The organism is Akkermansia sp. NBRC 115031 (assembly GCF_030268505.1).
In the GTDB taxonomy this organism is placed as follows: Bacteria; Verrucomicrobiota; Verrucomicrobiia; order Verrucomicrobiales; family Akkermansiaceae; genus Akkermansia; species Akkermansia massiliensis.
On sequence record NZ_BSQU01000002.1, the window covers coordinates 252234 to 270549 of the forward strand.

Genomic DNA, 18316 nt, shown 5'->3' on the forward strand with positions numbered 1-18316 from the left:
AAAGGGTCAGGCGTTCAAGGCTTCCAGCAATTTGGCGTGAATGCCGTCAAAACCGCCGTTGCTCATTACCAGAATAACGTCTCCCGGCTGGGCTTTCTTGCAGACGGCGGAGACGATTTCCTGCGCCTGTCCGCCGATCAGGGCGTCCTTGCCCAGCGCGGAGAGGTCATTGGAGAGTTTGGTGAGGTCCAGGCGTTCCTCCAGGGCCACCTTGTCCGGATGGTCCACGGCGGCCACCACGGGGAAATCCGCCGTAGCGAGGGATAACGCCAGTTCATTCTGGAAGATGTTTCTGCGCGTGGTGTTGGAGCGCGGCTCAAAAATGGCCCAGATGCGTGATCCCGGGTAGCGCTGGCGCAGGCCCAGGATGGCCTGCTTGATGGCCGTGGGGTGGTGGGCGAAGTCGTCCACCACGGAAATGCCGTTGACCACGCCCTTGACTTCCTGGCGGCGGGCCACGCCTTCAAAGCGGCTCATGGAATCCGCCAGCTGCTTGACGTTCAGCCCCGCAAATTGTGCGGCGGCAATCGCCATGGCGGCGTTCCGGATGTTGAATTCCCCGATCATCGGCACGTAGTAGCGGGTTCCTTCCAGCGTGAAATGGCTGCCGTCCGTGGAGGTTTCCACGTCCAGGATGCGAATGTTGGAAGAGTCGGAAAAGCCCAGTGTCTTGACGGGGCAGGGGGCCCCCTTCACCACGTCCAGGCAGTTGGGATCGTCCGCATTGACCAGCGCCAGGCCGTTGCGGGGAATGATCTGGGTCAGGCGGCGGAAGCTCAGCTTGATTTCCTCCAGGGAATTGTAAATGTCCGCGTGGTCGAACTCAATGTTGTTGATGACCACCAGTTCCGGCAGGTAATGCAGAAATTTGGAGCGTTTGTCGAAAAACGCCGTGTCGTATTCGTCCCCCTCCAGCACGGAGAAATCGGAATCCGTAAAACGGCCGCCGCGGCCCAGATTACGGGCGATGCCGCCGATCATGAAGCTGGGGTTCAGCCCGGAGTCCTCCATCAGCCACGCCAGCATGGACGTGGTGGTGGTTTTGCCGTGGGTGCCGGTCACCACGTAGTTGCGCTTGCCGCGCAGGAAGTATTCCTTCATCGTCTCCGGCAGGGAGAGGTAGCGCAGGCGCCGCTGGAGCACGGCTTCCACCTCCTCATTGCCGCGGCTCATGGCGTTGCCGATGACGATGACGTCCGCGTCCGCGGGGATGTTGGAGGCCTTGTAGCCTTCAAACAGGGTGATGCCCTCCTCCTCCAGGAAGGTGGACATGGGGGGGTAAACGTTGGCGTCTGAGCCGGTGACGGTAAAGCCGCGGCGGGCCATGGCGGCGGCTACCGCACCCATGGCGGTTCCGCAGATGCCGAGGAAATGAAAATGGCTGTTCATGACGGGGGGAGAGGAATGGAGCAGGTTTTTATTTGGAAAAGGTGGGGGCCGCAATGCAGGAATCCGCCAGGGCGCGGTCACGGCGGCGCACGATGCCGTTGGCGATGTCCGTCACCATGCCGGACAGCAGGCGGGTAAGGTGGCTGCCGGGCGTGTAATCCGCCGGGGCGATGAAGTTCACGCGGTCGGAATTGGAAGCCAGGTTATAGCACTTGCGGAAGCTGCGGCCCGTTTCGTCCTCCGGATTGTACACGGCCACGGCGTGGCCGCCGTTCCTGCGCATAACGGTGAAGCAGGGCACGTCCGTGGGGCCGTCGCCGATGTAGATCATGTTGGCGAAGGGAATCGGGCGCATGTCCTCCGGCATGTGGTCGTTCACGTCCTGGTCGTAATCCAGCATGCCCTTGTTGATGCGGAAGAGGTACTGGGTCTTCGTGGTGTGGGAAATGACCCTCTTGGGAAAGTTGATGTAGCCGTTCTCCTCGCTGAACTCGCACCCGAACACGGCCTTGAAATAGGGGCGCAGGGCAGAGCCGTCAATCAGGGCTTTCAGGCCGGAGGAAATGATGTAGTATTCAATGTTGATGCCCAGGTCCGTATGAAGGGAGGACAGGGTCATGGACGGGAAGGCGTCAAAGAAATCCGGCAGGCCGGGGTAAAAGGTGAGGCGTTCCCCAAGCTGGGTGAGCCGGGTATTGCTGACGCGGTCCAGGGAGAGGGCGTCCAGCAAGCTTTTCATGTAAATCAGTTCCCCGTCCCAGCCTTCCCGTTCCCCGGTGGCGTTGCACCTGGTCCAGAACTCCTGCGGGGAGATGCCGAATTCCGGAAAAATGGCCTGATCCTGCATGTAGAAGGGGCTCAGGGTCTGGTCATAGTCGAACACCAGGGCGATCGTATTCTGCGGAGAGGACATGGGAGGGGCGGAAAGTGGCGTTACATGCGGAACTGGTCGCCCAGGTACTGCTTGCGGGCGATGGGGTCGTTGGCGATTTCCTCGGAAGTGCCGTGCTTGATGACCTTCCCTTCAAACAGGATGTAGGCGCGGTCCACGATGTGCAGGGTTTCCCGCACGTTGTGGTCCGTAATCAGGATGGAAAGGCCGTCCGTATCGCGCAGCTCCATGACGATCTTCTGGATGTCTGAAACGGCGATGGGGTCCACGCCGCTGAACGGTTCGTCCAGCATCAGCAGTTTGGGGCTGGTGGCGAGGGCGCGGGCGATGGTCAGCCGCCTCTTTTCCCCGCCGGAAAGCTGGATGGCCATGGAGCGGCGCAGCTTGGTGATGCCGAAGCGGTCCATCAGCTCCACGGCGCGGTCCTTCTGCTGGCGGGAGGTCATGTCCTTGCGGGTCTGGAGAATGGCCAGGAGGTTGTCCTCCACGGAAAGCTTGCGGAAGATGGACTCCTCCTGCGGCAGGTAGCCCATGCCGCGCCTGGCGCGCAGGTTCATCGGCAGTTCCGTGATATTCTCGCCCGCAAAAATCACGCGGCCTTCGTCCGGGCGCACGAGCCCCGCCACCATGTAGAAGGAGGTGGTTTTTCCCGCGCCGTTCGGCCCCAGCAGGCCTACGATCTCGCCATGGCCCACCGTCAGGCTGACCTGGTCCACGACGGTCCGCGTTTTATAGGTTTTGCAGATGCCTTCGGCTCTCAGCAGATGGGTGGATAGGGGGGAGCTCACGGCTTGCGGTTGGTTTTCTGTTTGTCCCGGTCGGAAAGCTTCTTGTCTACGTGGCGGAACGTGGTCTTGGTGCCGCGGCTGCTGTACATATTCCCGTTCGAGTACACGCGGATGAAGGCGTCCTTGTTCGGATTCTTGATGATGGCGTCCGGCGTAATAATCACCGGGGAGCCTGTCAGGATGATTTCCCCGGTTTTGGCGTTATAGGTGATCTTGTCCGCCTGGGCGTTGCTGGTTTCCCCCTCCTTGTTGGTATAGCTGGCTTTCACGTTGCCGGAGGCTGCGACCGTTTTAATGGAGTTATAGTCAAAATTGCCGCCGTTGGGGAGGGCCACCTGGGGCTTCTCCCCTTCTTTTTCCTTTTCCTTCTCTTTTTCCTGCTTGCGTTCGGAGGGCTTCTTGTCGCCCGGCTTCTTCGGCACGAACTCCGCATAAATTTTCAGGTGGTCCGCACAGTCCATGGAAAGATTGGGGTTGCGCACCCGGACGTTTTTCATGAACACCAGCACGCCTTCTTCCATGTCGAAGTACAGGTCCCCGTCACAATCTACGGAGTACAGGTTGTTTGAGGAATTGGCGCGCATGAAGTTCTCTTCCGGATTGGGCGCAGCGGGAGCGGTGTCCGCAGCCGGGGCGGCGGCATTGCCGGTGACCTGGTGCTGCTGGCGGAATTCCTGAATCTGCCCGTCAACGGTCTTTTCCTTCACGTTGTACGCTTCAATCGCCTTCTCACCGTCTTCCTTCAGGCCCGCGGTCGGAACGGGGGCCAGTTCCCGTTCCCTCCGGGCGGTTTCCTCCGCCGTCAGGGGACGCACGATGCCGGAGGGGGGAGCCAGGGGCGGCTCCAGGCGTGGATCCAGTTCCTTGGGCAAAGGCTGTACGATATGGGCGGGAACGCCGTCAGTGGCGCCGCAGGCAAGACCCCCGGTCAGGGCGAGCAGCAGCAGGGAGGAAAGTTTTTTCATAAAAGGAATGGTTACTTGTTGCGTTGATCCATGCGGATGGTGGTTTGAACGGGGCCAAGGATGATGCCCCTCTTGATATTGGTATCCATGTAAAGGCCGGTGCCCCTGGCGGAAAAGTTCTCTTCCTTGAGGGTGGTCTCCGTATGGGAGACGACCAGTTTTTTGTCCAGAAAGTAGGAGGCGGCCTTCGTGAAAAGATGGGAGGTCTGGTTGTTCTTTCCGTACAGGTACACGTTCAGGATGCTGGCGGCAATTTCCTGCGGGGCGGCTACGGTCACGCTTGAAGCGGTCAGCAGCATGGAAAGGCGCGGCCCTTCATACCGTGACAGGCTGACTTTGGGGAGCACCTGGCCTACGGGCAGAAGCTCCAGCATGGGCAATTTCTTGTCTACGCCGGCGAAGGGCGTGGCTGCGGGCAGGGTGGTATCCGCCTGCGCCGCCATGCCATGCATGGCAATTACCAGAAAGCATGTGAACGGTAACTTTATCATGACTGAACCGCCTGATGGATGGACTGAAGGCGTTTCAGCACGCCTTCAAGCAGGTGGAGGGGGATTTGGTTGGGCCCGTCGGAAAGAGCCTTGGACGGATCCTTGTGCACCTCCATGAACACGCCGTCAATGCTGCCGGTCGCCATGGCGGCGGACGCCAGCACGGGAGCCAGTTCGCTGTCTCCTCCCGTGGTTCCACCCAGGCCTCCGGGCCTCTGGACTGCGTGGGTGGCGTCAAACACGACGGGGAAGCCTTCCTGTTTCATCCAGTACAGGGAGCGCATGTCCACCACCAGGTTATTGTAGCCGAAGGAGGTGCCGCGCTCGCACATCATGAACTCGTCACAGCCGAAGGCGCGCATCTTTTCCCCGATGTTCACAGTATCCCACGGAGCCAGGAACTGGCCCTTCTTGATGTTCACGGGACGGCCGCTCTTGGCGCAGGCTTCCAGAAGATCTGTCTGGCGGCACAGGAAGGCGGGAATCTGGAGCAGGTCCACGTATTCGGCGGCAATCTCCGCTTCCCGGGCCGTATGCACGTCCGTAACGACGGGCAGTTCCAGCTCTTTGCCGATTTCCGACAGGATGCGGCAGCCTTCCCGTACGCCGGGTCCGCGGAAGGACGTGATGGAAGTTCTGTTCGCCTTGTCGTAGGAGGCCTTGAAAATCAGCGGGATGTCCAGGTTTTCCGCAATGGACTTGATGGAGCGGGCCATCTCCCAGACGAAGGATTCGCATTCCAGAGAGCAGGGGCCCAGGAGGTAGAACGGCCGCGGGCCGCCGATTTCAACGGATTGAATGTAAAACGACATAAAACAAAACCTGTATGTCCTTATATCATGACGGTTTCAAGCCCTCCGGTCAAGCCGCTATCCTGCCTCCGCCGGGAGATTCGGCAAGAGGGGGCTATTTTCTCCGGACCCTTTCTTTAGAAGGTTCATAAGAAAATGAAAATCAGCGGAATAAAAGAATTTTTCCTGCCGTATTGCGGAGAATGGGCGGCCATGGAGGGAAAAGGCAGTTATGGTATTGCCGGAATCCGGCGTTTCTGTTACAAACGGCAGGCATGCACCGTCCCTGCGTCTGCAAGTGGGGAAGATGCTGAACGCCGCCTTCCCTCCGGGGTCTCACTTCACATGCCCAAAAAAATTTACAAGCTATGCGTCTCCTATGATGAGGCGGGGGCCGAACTCCGGCAGCATCTGGCGGATCGCATCAAGCTGCTGGGCATGGACGGCGCTCCCGTCTGGCAGGCTTCCTTCCGGGACATGCAGGCGGACGACCTGCCTCCGGGCGACGGGGTGGTTCAGATTTATCCAGTCTTCATGCAGAGCGGCTGGACGGTGACGGAAGCGCTGCCGGAACAATTGAGCGCCATGTATGCGGAACGCGGCGTGTCTCCGGAATTCGAATTCAAGCCGGTGTGGGGAGCCGGGGAAGACGTGATGCCCCTCCTGACCGTCCGCGACGCCCTCGGGAAAGAGCTGGGGCCGGGAACGTCCCTGCTGGTGGTGGCCCATGGAGTGGTGGGAAAGGACCTTCCTCCGGAGCCGTTCGCCTTTTTACAGAAACTGCGGGCCTTTTTATGGCCGCAGGAAACGGATATGGCCCTGGCCTATTTCGGCGCTTCCCCCTCCGTGGAGGAAGTATTTCCACGTTTGAAGGGAAACAGGGTGGTAGTGCTTCCGTTCCTGATCGGGGAGGGAAAGCACATGAGGGAGGACATGCCTTCTCCGGAATTGGCGGAGAAGTGGGGCAAGGAACTGGAAATATTGCCTCCCCTGGGCGCGTTTTATTTGCAGAAGGCGCGGGAATACTGGGGAAGGGAACGCTCCGGGGTTTCCGCGAAGACCTGTGATTGACCCCTGCGGCGTTCCATGACGGTTTCCCTTTCCTCCGGGTGAGATACCGGTTCCGGTGCGGGGCGAATGCCAGCCGCAATCACGCGGCCTGCCGGACGGCTCCCGGCTCTTCCTCACGGCAGGGAGGAAAGCCCTGCTTCATGGACCGCGCCAGCTTTCTGCTGGTGAAGTAATAGGCGATGGCGAGAGGCACGCAGGAGCCGATCCAGGCGGCGGGGCTCGCCATGCTGGCTCCGGTGAAGCCCAGGCAGCGGGCCAGCACGATGGCGGCCAGGGCGCGCATGCACAGCTCCATGACGCCCGCGAAGGTGGGCACGATGCTCTGGCCCAGCCCTTGCAGCGTGTAGCGGAAGACAAAGAGAAGCGCCAGCACCCAGTACATGGAGGCATTGATGTTCAGGTAGGTCTGGGCCAGGCTGACGACTTCCTTTTCCCCGTCTCCCACGAACAGCCGGATCAGTTCCGGTCCCCAGGCAATATTGGCGGCGGCTACGGCGATGCTGAACCCCACGGACATCAGGTTGCACTGGAGAACGCCCCGGCGGATGCGCTCCAGATTCCTGGCTCCGTAATTCTGGGCCACGTACGTAGCCATCGTGATGCCGAAGGACATCATGGGCAGCGTCGCCACCATGTCGATTTTCTGGGCCGCGCTGAAAGCCGCTACTGACTGCGCTCCCAGCCGGTTGAGGGCAAACTGCACCAGAATGGCGCCAATGGCGATGATGGATGCCTGGAACCCCATGGGAAGGGCCACGCGGATATGCGCCCAGAGGTAGCGGCGGCTCATGTTCCAGTCCGCCCTGGTCAGCCGGAGAATGGGAAACCTTTTAAAAACGTAGGCGGTGCAGCAGAGGCCCGCAACCAGTTGGGAGGCTACGGTGGCGACGGCAGCCCCCGCGGGTCCCATGCCGAACCGCAGGATCAGCGCCAGGTCCAGCGCAATGTTCAGTACGCAGGCCAGAACCAGGAAATAGAGGGGCGTCCGGCTGTCCCCGAGGGCGCGGAGAACGTTGGAGAGGAGGTTGAACAGCATGGCTGCGCCGATGCCCCAGGAAATGACGATGATGTAGGCGTGGGCCGCCTCCAGGATTTCCGGAGGAGTTTGCAGCAGTTCCAGAACGGGACGAGCGAAGGCGACGCTGACGGCGGTCAGCAGGACGGTCATGATGGAACTCAGGACGATGCAGACGGCAAAGCTGCGCCGCACCGCCCGCCTGCGGCCCGCTCCAAAGCGCTGGGCCGTGATGATAGCCAGCCCCGCCGTGAATCCGATGACGAAGCCGAGGATGAAAAACATCAGGCCGCCTGTGCAGCCCACGGCGGCCAGGGCTTCCACGCCCAGCGTGCGGCCCACGATCAGGGTGTCCGCCATGTTGTAAAACTGCTGGAACAGGTTGCCGATCAGCAGGGGAATGGTAAACAGGAAAATCAATTTGGCGGGATTGCCGCTTGTCAGGGTCTTGGTCATCCGGAACGCCCGCATGGAACGCCTCTTCCATGTTTTTTCCAAGACTGTTTTGCGGCATGTTCCTGTTTTTTGTACGATAAGTATCAGGCAGGGGGTGAAAGCCGCTGCGGAGGCGCTCCTCCGGCGGGATGCCGCGGATGGCGGAATGGTTGCGTAAATCAATGATTTATGCTTTGACAAGAAGGGCGTCGTGAAGTATATTATTTGTCCCTCGCGTGATTCGGCGCAACCTGAACAATGGGGATCGGAGGGGTAGAAAGCGTCGAAGTCCCCAAAAACCGCTTTTCCTGCCGCAAGGAAAGCCACCTACATACATATATGATTAATGATCTGATTAACCAGATGGTTGAAGCCGGTGTTCATTTGGGCCACCAGACCCGCAAATGGCACCCCAGCATGAAGAAGTACCTTCTCAAAGACAAGGCCGGTATCCATATCATCAACCTTGAAGAAACGGAAAAATGCCTGGACAAGGCTTGCTCCTTCCTGGCCGATCTGGCACGCCGCAACAAGAAGATCCTCTTCGTCGGCTGCAAGCGCCAGGCCCAGGAAGCCGTCCGCGAAGCCGCGGAAGCCACTGGTCAGTACTACGTCAACCATCGCTGGCTGGGCGGCATGCTCACCAACATGAGCACCATCCGCAAGAGCATCGAACGCCTTTCCTACCTTGAAGGGATTGAAAAGACCCCGGAATTCAAGAGCATGTCCAAGAAGGAACTGGCCGCTCTGGACCGCGAACGCCAGAAGCTGGAACGCAACCTTCAGGGCATCCGCAACATGGGCGGCGCTCCGGACGCCATGGTAGCCATCGGCGCCGATCATGAAGACATCGCCATCCGCGAAGCCCACCGTCTGAACATTCCCGTCTGCGTTCTGGTTGACACCAACGCCGACCCGAAGGAAATCGATTTCCCGATTCCCGGCAACGACGACGCCGTCCGTTCCATCCGTCTGGTCCTTGACTGCATTGTCAAGGCCATCAACGAAGGCAAGGGCGCTCCCGCCGAAGCCTAAACCAACCCATTTAGAAAGAACAGAAACACTATGGCAGAAATTACTGCAGCTCTCGTCAAGGCCCTCCGTGACAAAACGGACGCCGGCATGATGGATTGCAAGAAAGCCCTCAACGAATGCAACGGCGACATGGAAGCCGCTGTGAAGTATCTTCGCGAAAAGGGCATTGCCAAGGCTGCCGCCAAGGCTGACCGTGACGCCAAGGAAGGCGTGATCCGCGCCGCCGTGGCTCCCTGCGGCTGCTCCGGCATCATCCTTGAACTCAACTGTGAAACGGACTTCTGCGCCAAGGGCGACAAGTTCCAGGGCCTGGTGAACGACGTTGCCAAGGCTCTCATGGATTCCAAGGCCTCCACGCTGGAGGAAGCCCTCCAGGTTGCCATGCCCGAAGGCACTACGGAAGAATACATCAAGGCCATGTGCAGCTCCATCGGTGAAAACATGGCTCTGCGCAAGTTCGCCCGCCTCACGGTGGACGGCTCCGGCGCCGTGGTCTCCTACATCCACATGGGCGGCAAGGTTGGCGTTCTGCTGTCTATCAAGGCCGGCAAGGAAGAAACCGTCAAGTCTGACGCGTTCAAGGCTCTTGCCAAGGATCTGACCCTGCACATTGCCGCCGCCGCTCCCAAGAGCGTCAGCTCCGACAGCCTGGACCCCGCCTTCGTGGCTGAGGAACAGGAAATCGCCAAGCAGCAGCTCATCCAGGAAGGCAAGCCCGAACACCTGCTGGAAAAGATTCTTCCCGGCAAGCTGAAGGCCCTGTACGCCCAGTCCTGCCTGCTGAACCAGGGATTTGTTAAGGATCCCAACGTCACGGTGGACGCCCTGCTCAAGCAGGTCGGCAAGGAACTCGGCGATGACGTCTCCGTCGTCTCCTTCGTCCGCTACCAGCTCGGCGCGTAAGCTCCGCGGCAGCATCAATCTCAGGAGCCGTTCCCTTCGCGGGGAACGGCTCTTCTTCTAAATTTTGTTTGACTTTTAATTTTTTTTATGTAAAAATAAAGATTTATGAAGGTTATAACAAAATTATTTTTTGGATTATTGTTCTCAGTAGCATCACTTTATGGAGCTTTAGAAGCTACACAATTGAAATGTGAGGTAGATGTAGAGGATCTTGGTTTGGAGCCATTACGACAGACCAATACTTTATATTCTTATGATGTCAATGCATCATGTGTTTTTACTTACAATCATCATGATGGTAATGGTCGCTCAGAAGATTTTAATGAAAAACTTGGACCGTATGTCGTAAGCAAACTACCTCCGGAAGGAAGAGTACAAGCTTTTATCAAAGCATACTACTCAGTATACAGAAAAGCATATGAAAAATTGCGTGAAGATTGTAAAAATAACGGGTGTGACTGCGTGCTCCACGGTTGTTCTTGTTTAGGTTGTAAGCCGGCCCCTCTTCGTCTGCGCGCTAGAAATAATATCGCTATTGAAGATGAGAAGCAAGTGGATGAAGATGCTGCCGCTTTAGTAAAACCTATTATATTGAAAAAAATAAAAAATATTGGCGGAATCAAAACTGCACAAAAGGAATATCTTTATAAACATTATAAAGACGAGATGCTTCATGGAATCATTAATATGTACACCATGTACGATAGTCGGTATATTCATATTGCGGCCATCCAGGATGAAGCTGGCCAAGTGAAGTTGGTTTTCTTTGATATGACTGATATTTATAATAAAATTGGAAAAAGGGGTGACAAGTTTGAGAGGTTGAAGGTCAAAGAATTGATGGCAAGGCATAAATCAGTGAAGAAACAAGGCGATCTGGTCAATGAATGAAGCTAATAAATATCTCGCGAATATGAGATATTCCTTTGATTTTAGAAAATACTGAAATATAAATTTGGAGAAGAATGGATAGAAGTTTATTTATTTTATCTAGAATGAATGCGATGAAAAATATTATAAAATTATTATGCGTGGTATTGTTTATATTCGTACCGTTAGTCGGGTGTTCTGATGACAAGGAACCGATTGATGAGATGGATGAAACTGTGCAGAAGGAACAAAATCTCATTAGATCCATGATGAAACTGGTTCTTCTTGAAAACGTTGAAACTGTTGAAGGAATCAAAGCGGCGCAGGATGCCTATCTCAATGATCATTATAAAGACTATGAATACCGTGGGGGCAATATGTATGGAACGTTTAAGGGCTTATATATTCAAAGCATTGGTGTTCATAATAAAAAAGGACTTATGCAACTTGTATCTTTTGATATGACCGATATTTACAAGAAACTTGAGAAATCAAATGATGAGGCTACCAGGAAGAAAGTCAAAGAATTGATAAGGCGGCACGGAGATTTAGAGAAATAGGTTGGTGGAGAATGAAATAGTTTCCAGAGATAAACCTTAATGACACTCGCAGTAATTCCTGTTGACGAAGCTGGCACGGTTGGGGTCTTGTCTTGCTCCGGGAGGATTGTTAGAGTGATGGCATGGCTTTTCTGGAACTGGATCATGTGAGCGTTGTCTTTCCTGCGGTGCAGGGGCTTCTCTCCTCCCGTAAACCGGCGCCCGTGGTGGCGGTGGACGGGGTATCCCTGTCCGTGGAGCGCGGGGAAATCCTGGGCCTGGTGGGGGAATCCGGCTGCGGCAAGTCCACGCTGTCCCGGACAGTCATGTTGCTCCAGAAGCCCACGGCGGGCCGCATTTGGCTGGAGGGGGAGGAGCTGACCGCCCTGTCCCCTTCCGAGGTCAGGAAGCGCCGCCCGGATTTCCAGATGGTTTTCCAGGACCCTTATGCCTCCCTAAATCCGCGTTTTACCGTGTACGCCACGCTGAAGGAGGCTCTGGAATGCCGTTCCCGCAAGCGTTCCTTTTCCCAGATGAGGGATGCCGTGGCGGAACTGATGGAGCGGGTGGGGCTGAATCCCTCCCTGATGCGGAAGTATCCGCATGAATTTTCCGGAGGACAGCGCCAGCGCGTAGCCATCGCGCGTGCCTTGGCGCCGGAACCCCGGCTGGTCATTGCGGATGAACCCGTTTCTGCGCTGGACGTCTCCATCCAGTCCCAGATTTTGAACCTTCTCATCGCTCTGGCCCGCGGCTTGAACCTGACCATGATCTTCATTTCCCATGATTTGTCCGTGGTTCATTACATTGCGGACCGTATTGCCGTGATGCGCAAGGGCCGCATCGTGGAATACGGGGAGGCGGACGAAGTTTTTTCCTCCCCCTCCCACGAGTACACCCAGGCGTTGCTTGCCGCAGTGCCGCGTTTGTAAATAGCAGGTCTCCGTGAGTGGAGATTTGAATGAATGCCTGGAAACGCCGCCCTTCCAAGTGGAACTACAATAAATTTAAAAGGGACGGTTCCCGGAAGGAGCGTCCCTGAATTCTTTAACGGAGCATGACCCCCGATGATTTAATTTTCGGGAACCTTGAAAAGAATATAAATGGAATTGGAACCCGGAATGGGCATGATGCCCACGGCTTCCGCATTGTTGGCTTTCGCGAAGGCGGTGATATCCGCTTCCGCCAAGGGCTTCTGGTTGGCCGTGTAATACTGGCGTTCGTAAAGTACGTATTTCATGTTTGTTTTTCTTGTTGTTGGCGACATGACTTCCCTTTTGTCGTATTCCGGAAGGTTCTCATTCCTTTTCCTTCATCGTCTTTTTGGAGGGGAAGGGAAACAAGTCTTACACGTTATGGAGGGGGAGGTGGTCACGCAGAGCGGAAGGATGGGTTTCCGGGGAGTTCATGGTTCCTCGGCGCAATTTTCCTCCACACTTCCCCTGGGGAAAATTTTAACATGATGGTGTCATTTTTATGGAATGAAAGTAATCGGAAAATTGTCTTAATAAAAGATCATCTAATCGTGAAAAAATCGCTGTTAATCCCTCTGGTTCTTTTTTGTTGTCCTGTTGCCGCGGTTGCAGTGCAGGAGCCGAAGGTGCAAGCTGCCGCCAGGGACGCCGTGGAGTGGCGGCACCATATCCATGAGAATCCGGAATTGTCTTTTGAAGAATACAAGACGAGCAATTATGTGGCGGACCTGCTTGCCTCGTTCGGCCACATTGAAGTTCTGCGGCCTACGAAGACCTCCGTGGTCGGCATTCTGCGCGGCGGAAAGCCCGGGAAAACCGTCGGCTTCCGGGCGGACATGGACGCGCTTCCCGTGCAGGAGGAGACAGGATTTTCCTTTGCCAGCAAAACACCGGGCGTAAGCCATGCCTGCGGGCATGACATGCACACGGCCATGCTGCTGGGAACGGCCAAGGTTCTTGCCTCCATGCAGAAGGAATTGCCCGGCACGGTGTATTTCATTTTCCAGCCCGGGGAGGAAAAATCGCCCGGGGGCGCCCTTCCGATCATCAAGAGCGGAGTTCTCAAAGGCGTAGACGCCATCTTCGGTGCGCATGTGATGCCCAATGAACCTGCCGGGTCCATCGGCATTCTGCCGGCGGGGGCCGCCTCTTCCTCGTCGGACGGCTTTTCCCTTACCATTCAGGGGAAGGGTTCCCATGGCTCCATGCCGCAGCTGGGCGTGGACCCCATCGTCACGGGCTCTGAAATCGTGATGGCGCTGCAAACGGTCGTCTCCCGCAATGCGACGCCCGGGGACATGGCCGTGATCACCGTGGGAAAATTCCAGTCCGGCAACGCTCCCAACGTCATTCCGGACAAAGCGGTGCTGGGAGCCTCCATCCGTTCCGTAACGCCGGAAACCCGCAAACTGCTGGAAGAACGCACCCGGTCCGTCATCGACCATGTATGCAAGGCCAATGGAGCGCAGTACAAGCTGGATTACGTTCTGGGCTATCCGTCCATCCAGAATAACGCTGCCCTGCGGGAACTGGCGAAGAAGGCGGCCGTTGAAGCCGTGGGTGAGAAGAACGTTTTTGATTCTCCCAGAGTACCGGCTAGTGAGGATTTCTCCTATTATGCGCAGGTAGCGCCCACTTATTTCATGACCATCGGTTCCGGGGACGGCCCTGCGAATCACAATCCCGGATTCAAGGCGGACGACGGAGCGATTCTCAACGGAATCAAGGCGGAGGTCCGGATTATCCTGGATTACCTGAACTCCAAATAAAAGGAGGAAGGCAACAAGGAAAGGCCCCTATTCCTGACCGGAGCAGCGGGCGGCCTCCTGCATTTCCCGGATGCATTCCTCCATTAGCGCGGCGTCTATTTCATGGACGTCCTTTCCCCGGCCTATCCCGGTAAGCATCAATACCGTCAAATGGCCGCCAAGGTGCTCACGGAAGGCTTCCAGGCCCTTCAGCACTTCGCATGCGCCATCCTCCGTCCTGCGGGAGAGCAGAGGGTGGAACACGGGCAGTCCCAGGGCTTTCAGTACGGAGACGATTCTTTCCGCCTCCGCAGCAGGCAGCCATCCCTTCCTGACGGAATAAAGGATGTCCAGGCACATGCCCACGGAAACGGCTTCCGCATGGTCCAGCGTGTAGCCGGACATGGTTTCCATGTAATGGGCGGCCCAGTGCCCGAAGTCCAGGGGGCGGCTGGAACCCAGTTCAAAGGCGTCTCCACCTCCGGCGATGTGAGCGGCGTGCAGCAGGGCGGAACGCTCCACGGCATATTCCAGCGCGTCCCGCTCGCAGGCGGCCAGCGCGTCGGCGTTCGTTTCCAGCCAGTTAAAGAAGAAGGCGTCTTTTACCACGGCCACCTTCACCACTTCCGCCAAGCCGGCCCTTTTAAGGGAGAGGGGCTGGGAATGAAGGAACAGGAAGTCATTAAGCGTGGCCCAGGCTACGGCGAAGGTGCCCAGGTAGTTCTTCTGCCCCATGAAGTTGATTCCGTTTTTGACGCCTACGCCGGAATCCGCCTGGGAAAGAGTGGTGGTGGGCACGCGCAGCAGCCGGATGCCGCGGTGGGCGATGGCGGCGGCAAAGCCCGCTACGTCCAGAAACGCCCCGCCTCCCACGGCAATGATGTAGGAATGGCGGTCGATGCCCGCTTCCACAATGTGGCGGAGGGCCTTTTCCCACGCGGCAAAGCCGGTTTTGGCCGCTTCCCCGCCCGGAACGGAACGGCAGCCGGCATAGGCCAGTTCTCCGGCGTTTTTTTCAAAATAACGGTCGATGTCCGCCGGGAGCTGAGGATAAAACCGTTCCAGTCCTTCCTCCATGAGGACGAGGACGCGGCCTCCGGGCCTTTGCTCCATCAGGCTGGCCAGCGCATCGTTTTCCGGACGGAAGGCTCCGTGGGTAAAGCCCGTTCTATAGGGAAAATCCAGCCGGATATTCAGCGTATGAAGGGACATTTCAGAAGGAATGCAATGAAATGGCTCGCGGCTTTGCTAATCCCTGCGGAGCACGGGAACAGCCCTCATCTGGATGAAGCGGTCCGCCTTGGCGGCCTCTTTCTGGGACATGTACATGGTGTACGGCTGCTGGGCCACCTCAATGCGGTGCGTGCCGCCGGGAGCGGGCAGGTCCAGAAGCTGGTTGAGGTGCTTGAGGCTCTTTACCTGGACGCCGTTCACTTTTTCCACAATGGAGGAGTTCATCTGGGCATAGCCCAGCGTGGCCTGGGTGGGCAGCGCCATCAGGAAGACCACGATTTCATCCACGCCTTTTTTCCGGATGTCTTCCTTTTTCTGAATAGCTTCCAGCAGGTTGAGAGGGGGGCGGTTCTTGCTGAGCTTATTGATTTCCCTCATCAGGGCTCCCGTCAGGGGAACGAACACCAGACCTCCGTAAATGCGGTAGGGGGGATTGGAAATAAAGGGGGCCGGATTGATCAGATCCCCCTCCAGCGCGCTCCGGTCAAGCTTGACATCCAGCGTCATGGGCTGGCTGACGCCGTCCTTATCCTTGCGGCGGATGCCCAGCGTAATGATATCCCCCGGCATGGCGGAGTCACGGAACAGGACGTTGGCGGAAACGGGGCCCAGCGCGGGATCCCTGATCAGGCCCTTGCTGTCCAGCGGAATGCCGTTGACGCTTTCCACCACGTCTCCGGGACGCACGCCTGCCTTGTAAAAGGAACCGTAGACAGGCAGTTTCACCACGTAAAAGCCGCCGCCGGTTTCCGGAAGGCCCAGGAACTTGCGGAAAACGGGGTCGGTCAGTTCCGTGACCTGGGTGCCGTCCGCCGGGAAGCCAGTGTAATTGCCGGACCGGGCCTGTTGGAGGAACCGGGAAATCATGGTATGGGTCACGGCCAGCGCCTTCTGGGCGGAAGGATCGCAGCTGGCGCTGAGAGCCACCAGTTTATTATCCCTCATGATGGGGTTGCCCGCGCCGCCTTTCAGAGGCGTGACGGAGGATTTGACATTGTACAGGACAAAAGGTTCGCTGTTGGTGAAAGGGCTGGAGCTTTCCGTTGCCAGAAGGGTTCCGGACGTAGTGATGGGGAGGCCGTCGTCATTGAACTGCCAGAAGGTCACCTTGTCGCCCAGGCGCGGGGCGTTCCCCAGCGTGACGGGCACCAGCTTGTCCAGGAAGGCGGCGTCTGCCTCGTTTTTCAGGCGCAGCAGGGCAAGATTGGCTTCCGGGTCAAAGGCGGTCACGGTCACGGGAACCGTTTGGGAGCCGTCCGCGGAGGTCACTTCCACGAAGCTGGCGGAATAAACGATGTTGGCCGCCGTCAGAATATTGCCGTCCCCCAGGTAAATGCCGAAGCCCTGGCTGTACGCCGGGTTTTCCTTGCTCCACGGCTGGACCATGGCATAGCCCTGGTTGGTGGCGTTAATGCCTACCATGGAGTTGGTGGGAGAAGGGAGCTGCGCCGGAGCGGCCGTTTCCTCCACCTGTTCAGGCGGTGTTTCCGGCTGCTGCCCGGGCTGGGGTTCGGGAGCGGTTCGTCCGGCTTCGCGCGGCTGGCAGCCGCCGAGCAGAATCAGGGAACCGAGGGCGAAAAGGGAAAGAATTTTCATGGCGGTTAACGGGCGGGGTTGGTGTTCCGGTCAGGCTGGCGGCCGGGAATGGCGCTGTCCAGACGGGCGTTTTTCGGGATGTTGTAGGTTTTGGAGATGCGCTTGTTGGCCGCCTCCATGGCCTTGCCTTCAAAGATTAGGGGGCGTTCCCCGTTTTTCAGTTCAATAATCACGTATTCCGGCATATTCTTCGGATAAAGGAGTTCGTAGGCGTGGGTGAGGCCCTTGACCTTCACGCCGTTGATTTTTTCCACGATGGCGTTGGAGATGGAGCCGGACAGGCGCGCGTTCACTTCATCGTCCAGCACCTTGGTGATGATTACCATGTCTTCATGGTCCACGCAGCCGCCGTCTTCCTGGTAATCCCGGATATCCAGGGCGACGTCCAGCATGGAGATGTCCGCCGCCGCAAGCACATTGCGCTGGATGGGCTGGAACACCAGGCCGCCGAAGACAATATAGCGGGGCATCTTGTCGTATTCCGCCATCAGCAGATCCTTGGAGAGAGAGGGCTTCATCACCATCTCCACCTTCATGGGCTTGCCGTCGCGGATGATATCCAGCGGGAGCCGGTCATCCTTGAAGCAGCGTTCAATGAGCTCTTTCATGCTGATTTTCTGGCCGTCCAGCTCAATCATGGCGGAGCTGTCCACGTCGTAGCCGTCCACCTTCATCAGCAGGTCCCCGTTGCGGAGCACTCCATCGGCGGAGGAGCCCTTGAGCACTTTGCCGATCAGGACGCCCTTCTCGTCGTCCGGCAGGCCGAACGCCTTGCGCATGGCGGGATTCAGGATGGGCGCGGCCTGGATGCCCATGTCCACGTAGCCGTCATAGACGCCGTCCTTGATGTCCTCCAGAAAGTGGCGGATGACGGGCGTGGGAATCACGTAGCCCGTGTTGTTGGCGTTGTTCAGGCCCTGGAAGGCTACGCCGATGACTTTGTCCCCCATCAGGGCGGGGCCCCCGCTGTTGCCCGGATTGATGGCGGCGTCCACCTGGATGGTCAGGTGTTCCGTGTTGCGGGGGTGGGCATATGTGGTGAAGTCGATGCGGGAGACTACGCCGCGCGTGACGGAAAGCCTGTTGCCGCCGATGGGGTAGCCGATCACCCTCACCTCGTCTTCCAGGTGGGGCAGGTTCTTGCTGAATTCAAAAGGCCGGATGCCCTTGAAGGGCTTGGGGTCGTCCGCTTCCAGCAGGGCCAGGTCCGCATCATGGGCGATGAATTTGACCCTGGCGGGAATTTTGCGGGAATCCCCGTACATGGAGATGTAAATGCGTTCCGCGTTGCTGACCACATGGGCGTTCGTCATGAAGGCGTTTTCCCCGATCAGGAAGCCGGTGCCGATGCCGCCCTGGTAGCGGCCCGTATCCCATGGAGTGGCGTAGTCCGGCGTCAGGGAATCCACTTCGATCTTCACGACTCCCTTGTATTGGTCATTGATGGAAACGACGGGGCCGGACATGACCTTGTCCACCCCGAAGTCTGAAATGGAAACGGCCGGTTCATCCGCGTAGGAAAAAGCGGCGGCGGCCAGGACTGCACACAGTCCTTGGAGGCAGGTATGGAAGTGCATGGTG

18 protein-coding genes are annotated in these 18316 nt (G+C 57.6%); 7 read left to right on the forward strand and 11 right to left on the reverse strand.

Translation table 11 applies throughout. The features are described 5' to 3' along the window. Window positions 1–6 precede the first annotated feature (6 nt). Genes mpl through kdsA form a run of 6 tightly spaced genes read right to left on the reverse strand, consistent with a single transcriptional unit; the run spans window position 7 to window position 5337 of the window. The gene (mpl, locus tag QSJ36_RS03785) at window positions 7–1389 is read right to left on the reverse strand and encodes a UDP-N-acetylmuramate:L-alanyl-gamma-D-glutamyl-meso-diaminopimelate ligase (RefSeq protein WP_102729855.1); all 1383 of its coding nucleotides are present in this window, start codon (window positions 1387–1389) and stop codon (window positions 7–9) included. A gap of 28 nt (window positions 1390–1417) precedes the next feature. After that, the gene (locus QSJ36_RS03790) at window positions 1418–2302 is read right to left on the reverse strand and encodes a haloacid dehalogenase-like hydrolase (RefSeq protein ID WP_215443255.1); all 885 of its coding nucleotides are present in this window, start codon (window positions 2300–2302) and stop codon (window positions 1418–1420) included. 20 nt (window positions 2303–2322) lie between these two features. Beyond that, window positions 2323–3069, reverse strand: coding sequence for an LPS export ABC transporter ATP-binding protein (lptB, locus tag QSJ36_RS03795; protein WP_102721539.1), 747 nt, complete (start codon window positions 3067–3069; stop codon window positions 2323–2325). After that, window positions 3066–4034 carry an LptA/OstA family protein gene (locus tag QSJ36_RS03800; protein ID WP_022396317.1) on the reverse strand — a complete coding sequence of 323 codons (969 nt, stop codon included), beginning with the start codon at window positions 4032–4034 and terminating at the stop codon, window positions 3066–3068. Before QSJ36_RS03800 ends, lptB begins: the two co-directional genes overlap by 4 nt. A gap of 11 nt (window positions 4035–4045) precedes the next feature. Continuing rightward, window positions 4046–4525, reverse strand: a complete 480-nt coding sequence (gene lptC / locus QSJ36_RS03805) for an LPS export ABC transporter periplasmic protein LptC (RefSeq protein WP_102729857.1) — start codon at window positions 4523–4525, stop codon at window positions 4046–4048. Continuing rightward, a complete protein-coding gene (gene kdsA / locus QSJ36_RS03810; RefSeq protein WP_022396315.1) occupies window positions 4522–5337 on the reverse strand; it encodes a 3-deoxy-8-phosphooctulonate synthase in 816 nt (271 codons plus the stop codon). The genes lptC and kdsA overlap by 4 nt, the downstream gene beginning before the upstream one ends. Window positions 5338–5661: 324 nt before the next feature. Between kdsA and QSJ36_RS03815 the strand changes: the two genes are divergently transcribed. Beyond that, a complete protein-coding gene (locus QSJ36_RS03815) occupies window positions 5662–6387 on the forward strand; it encodes a CbiX/SirB N-terminal domain-containing protein (protein ID WP_022396314.1) in 726 nt (241 codons plus the stop codon). Window positions 6388–6466: 79 nt separating this feature from the next. On the opposite strand, the gene QSJ36_RS03820 is transcribed toward QSJ36_RS03815, so the two are convergent. Then, window positions 6467–7900, reverse strand: coding sequence for an MATE family efflux transporter (locus QSJ36_RS03820; RefSeq protein WP_215451182.1), 1434 nt, complete (start codon window positions 7898–7900; stop codon window positions 6467–6469). Window positions 7901–8176: 276 nt separating this feature from the next. On the opposite strand from QSJ36_RS03820, the gene rpsB reads away from it, so the two are divergent. From rpsB to QSJ36_RS03845, 5 genes are all read left to right on the forward strand, one after another. After that, window positions 8177–8872 carry a 30S ribosomal protein S2 gene (gene rpsB / locus QSJ36_RS03825; RefSeq protein WP_102721700.1) on the forward strand — a complete coding sequence of 232 codons (696 nt, stop codon included), beginning with the start codon at window positions 8177–8179 and terminating at the stop codon, window positions 8870–8872. Window positions 8873–8902: 30 nt separating this feature from the next. After that, on the forward strand, window positions 8903–9775 hold the full coding sequence (gene tsf, locus QSJ36_RS03830; RefSeq protein ID WP_102727625.1) for a translation elongation factor Ts: 873 nt from the start codon (window positions 8903–8905) through the stop codon (window positions 9773–9775). 105 nt (window positions 9776–9880) lie between these two features. Then, entirely contained in the window at window positions 9881–10666 is a 786-nt protein-coding gene (locus QSJ36_RS03835; protein ID WP_285467055.1) for a hypothetical protein, read from the forward strand. Between the two features lie 104 nt (window positions 10667–10770). After that, on the forward strand, window positions 10771–11205 hold the full coding sequence (locus QSJ36_RS03840; protein ID WP_285467059.1) for a hypothetical protein: 435 nt from the start codon (window positions 10771–10773) through the stop codon (window positions 11203–11205). A gap of 122 nt (window positions 11206–11327) precedes the next feature. Then, entirely contained in the window at window positions 11328–12116 is a 789-nt protein-coding gene (locus QSJ36_RS03845; RefSeq protein ID WP_285467060.1) for an ATP-binding cassette domain-containing protein, read from the forward strand. 140 nt (window positions 12117–12256) lie between these two features. Here the strand turns inward: QSJ36_RS03845 and QSJ36_RS03850 are convergent, their stop codons facing one another. Then, a complete protein-coding gene (locus QSJ36_RS03850; protein WP_180973002.1) occupies window positions 12257–12424 on the reverse strand; it encodes a hypothetical protein in 168 nt (55 codons plus the stop codon). 360 nt (window positions 12425–12784) lie between these two features. On the opposite strand from QSJ36_RS03850, the gene QSJ36_RS03855 reads away from it, so the two are divergent. Continuing rightward, the gene (locus QSJ36_RS03855) at window positions 12785–13927 is read left to right on the forward strand and encodes an amidohydrolase (protein ID WP_285467063.1); all 1143 of its coding nucleotides are present in this window, start codon (window positions 12785–12787) and stop codon (window positions 13925–13927) included. A 27-nt stretch (window positions 13928–13954) separates the two neighbouring features. Here the strand turns inward: QSJ36_RS03855 and QSJ36_RS03860 are convergent, their stop codons facing one another. From QSJ36_RS03860 to QSJ36_RS03870, 3 genes are read right to left on the reverse strand one after another with little or no spacing between them, the layout of a single operon-like run. Continuing rightward, window positions 13955–15118 carry a 3-dehydroquinate synthase gene (locus QSJ36_RS03860; protein WP_285467065.1) on the reverse strand — a complete coding sequence of 388 codons (1164 nt, stop codon included), beginning with the start codon at window positions 15116–15118 and terminating at the stop codon, window positions 13955–13957. 36 nt (window positions 15119–15154) lie between these two features. Next, window positions 15155–16735, reverse strand: coding sequence for a S1C family serine protease (locus QSJ36_RS03865; protein WP_285467067.1), 1581 nt, complete (start codon window positions 16733–16735; stop codon window positions 15155–15157). Window positions 16736–16740: 5 nt separating this feature from the next. Next, window positions 16741–18312: a trypsin-like peptidase domain-containing protein gene (locus tag QSJ36_RS03870; protein ID WP_022397724.1), complete on the reverse strand. Its 1572-nt coding sequence runs from the start codon at window positions 18310–18312 to the stop codon at window positions 16741–16743. Between the last annotated feature and the right edge of the window lie 4 nt (window positions 18313–18316).

Coding starts and splice junctions, on each gene's coding strand:
- QSJ36_RS03870 (WP_022397724.1), bottom strand. CDS start 18,312: ATGCACTTCCATACCTGCCTCCAAGGACTGTGTGCAGTCCTGGCCGCC.
- QSJ36_RS03800 (WP_022396317.1), bottom strand. CDS start 4,034: ATGAAAAAACTTTCCTCCCTGCTGCTGCTCGCCCTGACCGGGGGTCTT.
- kdsA (WP_022396315.1), bottom strand. CDS start 5,337: ATGTCGTTTTACATTCAATCCGTTGAAATCGGCGGCCCGCGGCCGTTC.
- QSJ36_RS03815 (WP_022396314.1), top strand. CDS start 5,662: ATGCCCAAAAAAATTTACAAGCTATGCGTCTCCTATGATGAGGCGGGG.
- QSJ36_RS03845 (WP_285467060.1), top strand. CDS start 11,328: ATGGCTTTTCTGGAACTGGATCATGTGAGCGTTGTCTTTCCTGCGGTG.
- lptC (WP_102729857.1), bottom strand. CDS start 4,525: ATGATAAAGTTACCGTTCACATGCTTTCTGGTAATTGCCATGCATGGC.
- mpl (WP_102729855.1), bottom strand. CDS start 1,389: ATGAACAGCCATTTTCATTTCCTCGGCATCTGCGGAACCGCCATGGGT.
- QSJ36_RS03850 (WP_180973002.1), bottom strand. CDS start 12,424: ATGAAATACGTACTTTACGAACGCCAGTATTACACGGCCAACCAGAAG.
- QSJ36_RS03840 (WP_285467059.1), top strand. CDS start 10,771: ATGAATGCGATGAAAAATATTATAAAATTATTATGCGTGGTATTGTTT.
- tsf (WP_102727625.1), top strand. CDS start 8,903: ATGGCAGAAATTACTGCAGCTCTCGTCAAGGCCCTCCGTGACAAAACG.
- QSJ36_RS03865 (WP_285467067.1), bottom strand. CDS start 16,735: ATGAAAATTCTTTCCCTTTTCGCCCTCGGTTCCCTGATTCTGCTCGGC.
- QSJ36_RS03790 (WP_215443255.1), bottom strand. CDS start 2,302: ATGTCCTCTCCGCAGAATACGATCGCCCTGGTGTTCGACTATGACCAG.
- QSJ36_RS03835 (WP_285467055.1), top strand. CDS start 9,881: ATGAAGGTTATAACAAAATTATTTTTTGGATTATTGTTCTCAGTAGCA.
- rpsB (WP_102721700.1), top strand. CDS start 8,177: ATGATTAATGATCTGATTAACCAGATGGTTGAAGCCGGTGTTCATTTG.
- QSJ36_RS03860 (WP_285467065.1), bottom strand. CDS start 15,118: ATGTCCCTTCATACGCTGAATATCCGGCTGGATTTTCCCTATAGAACG.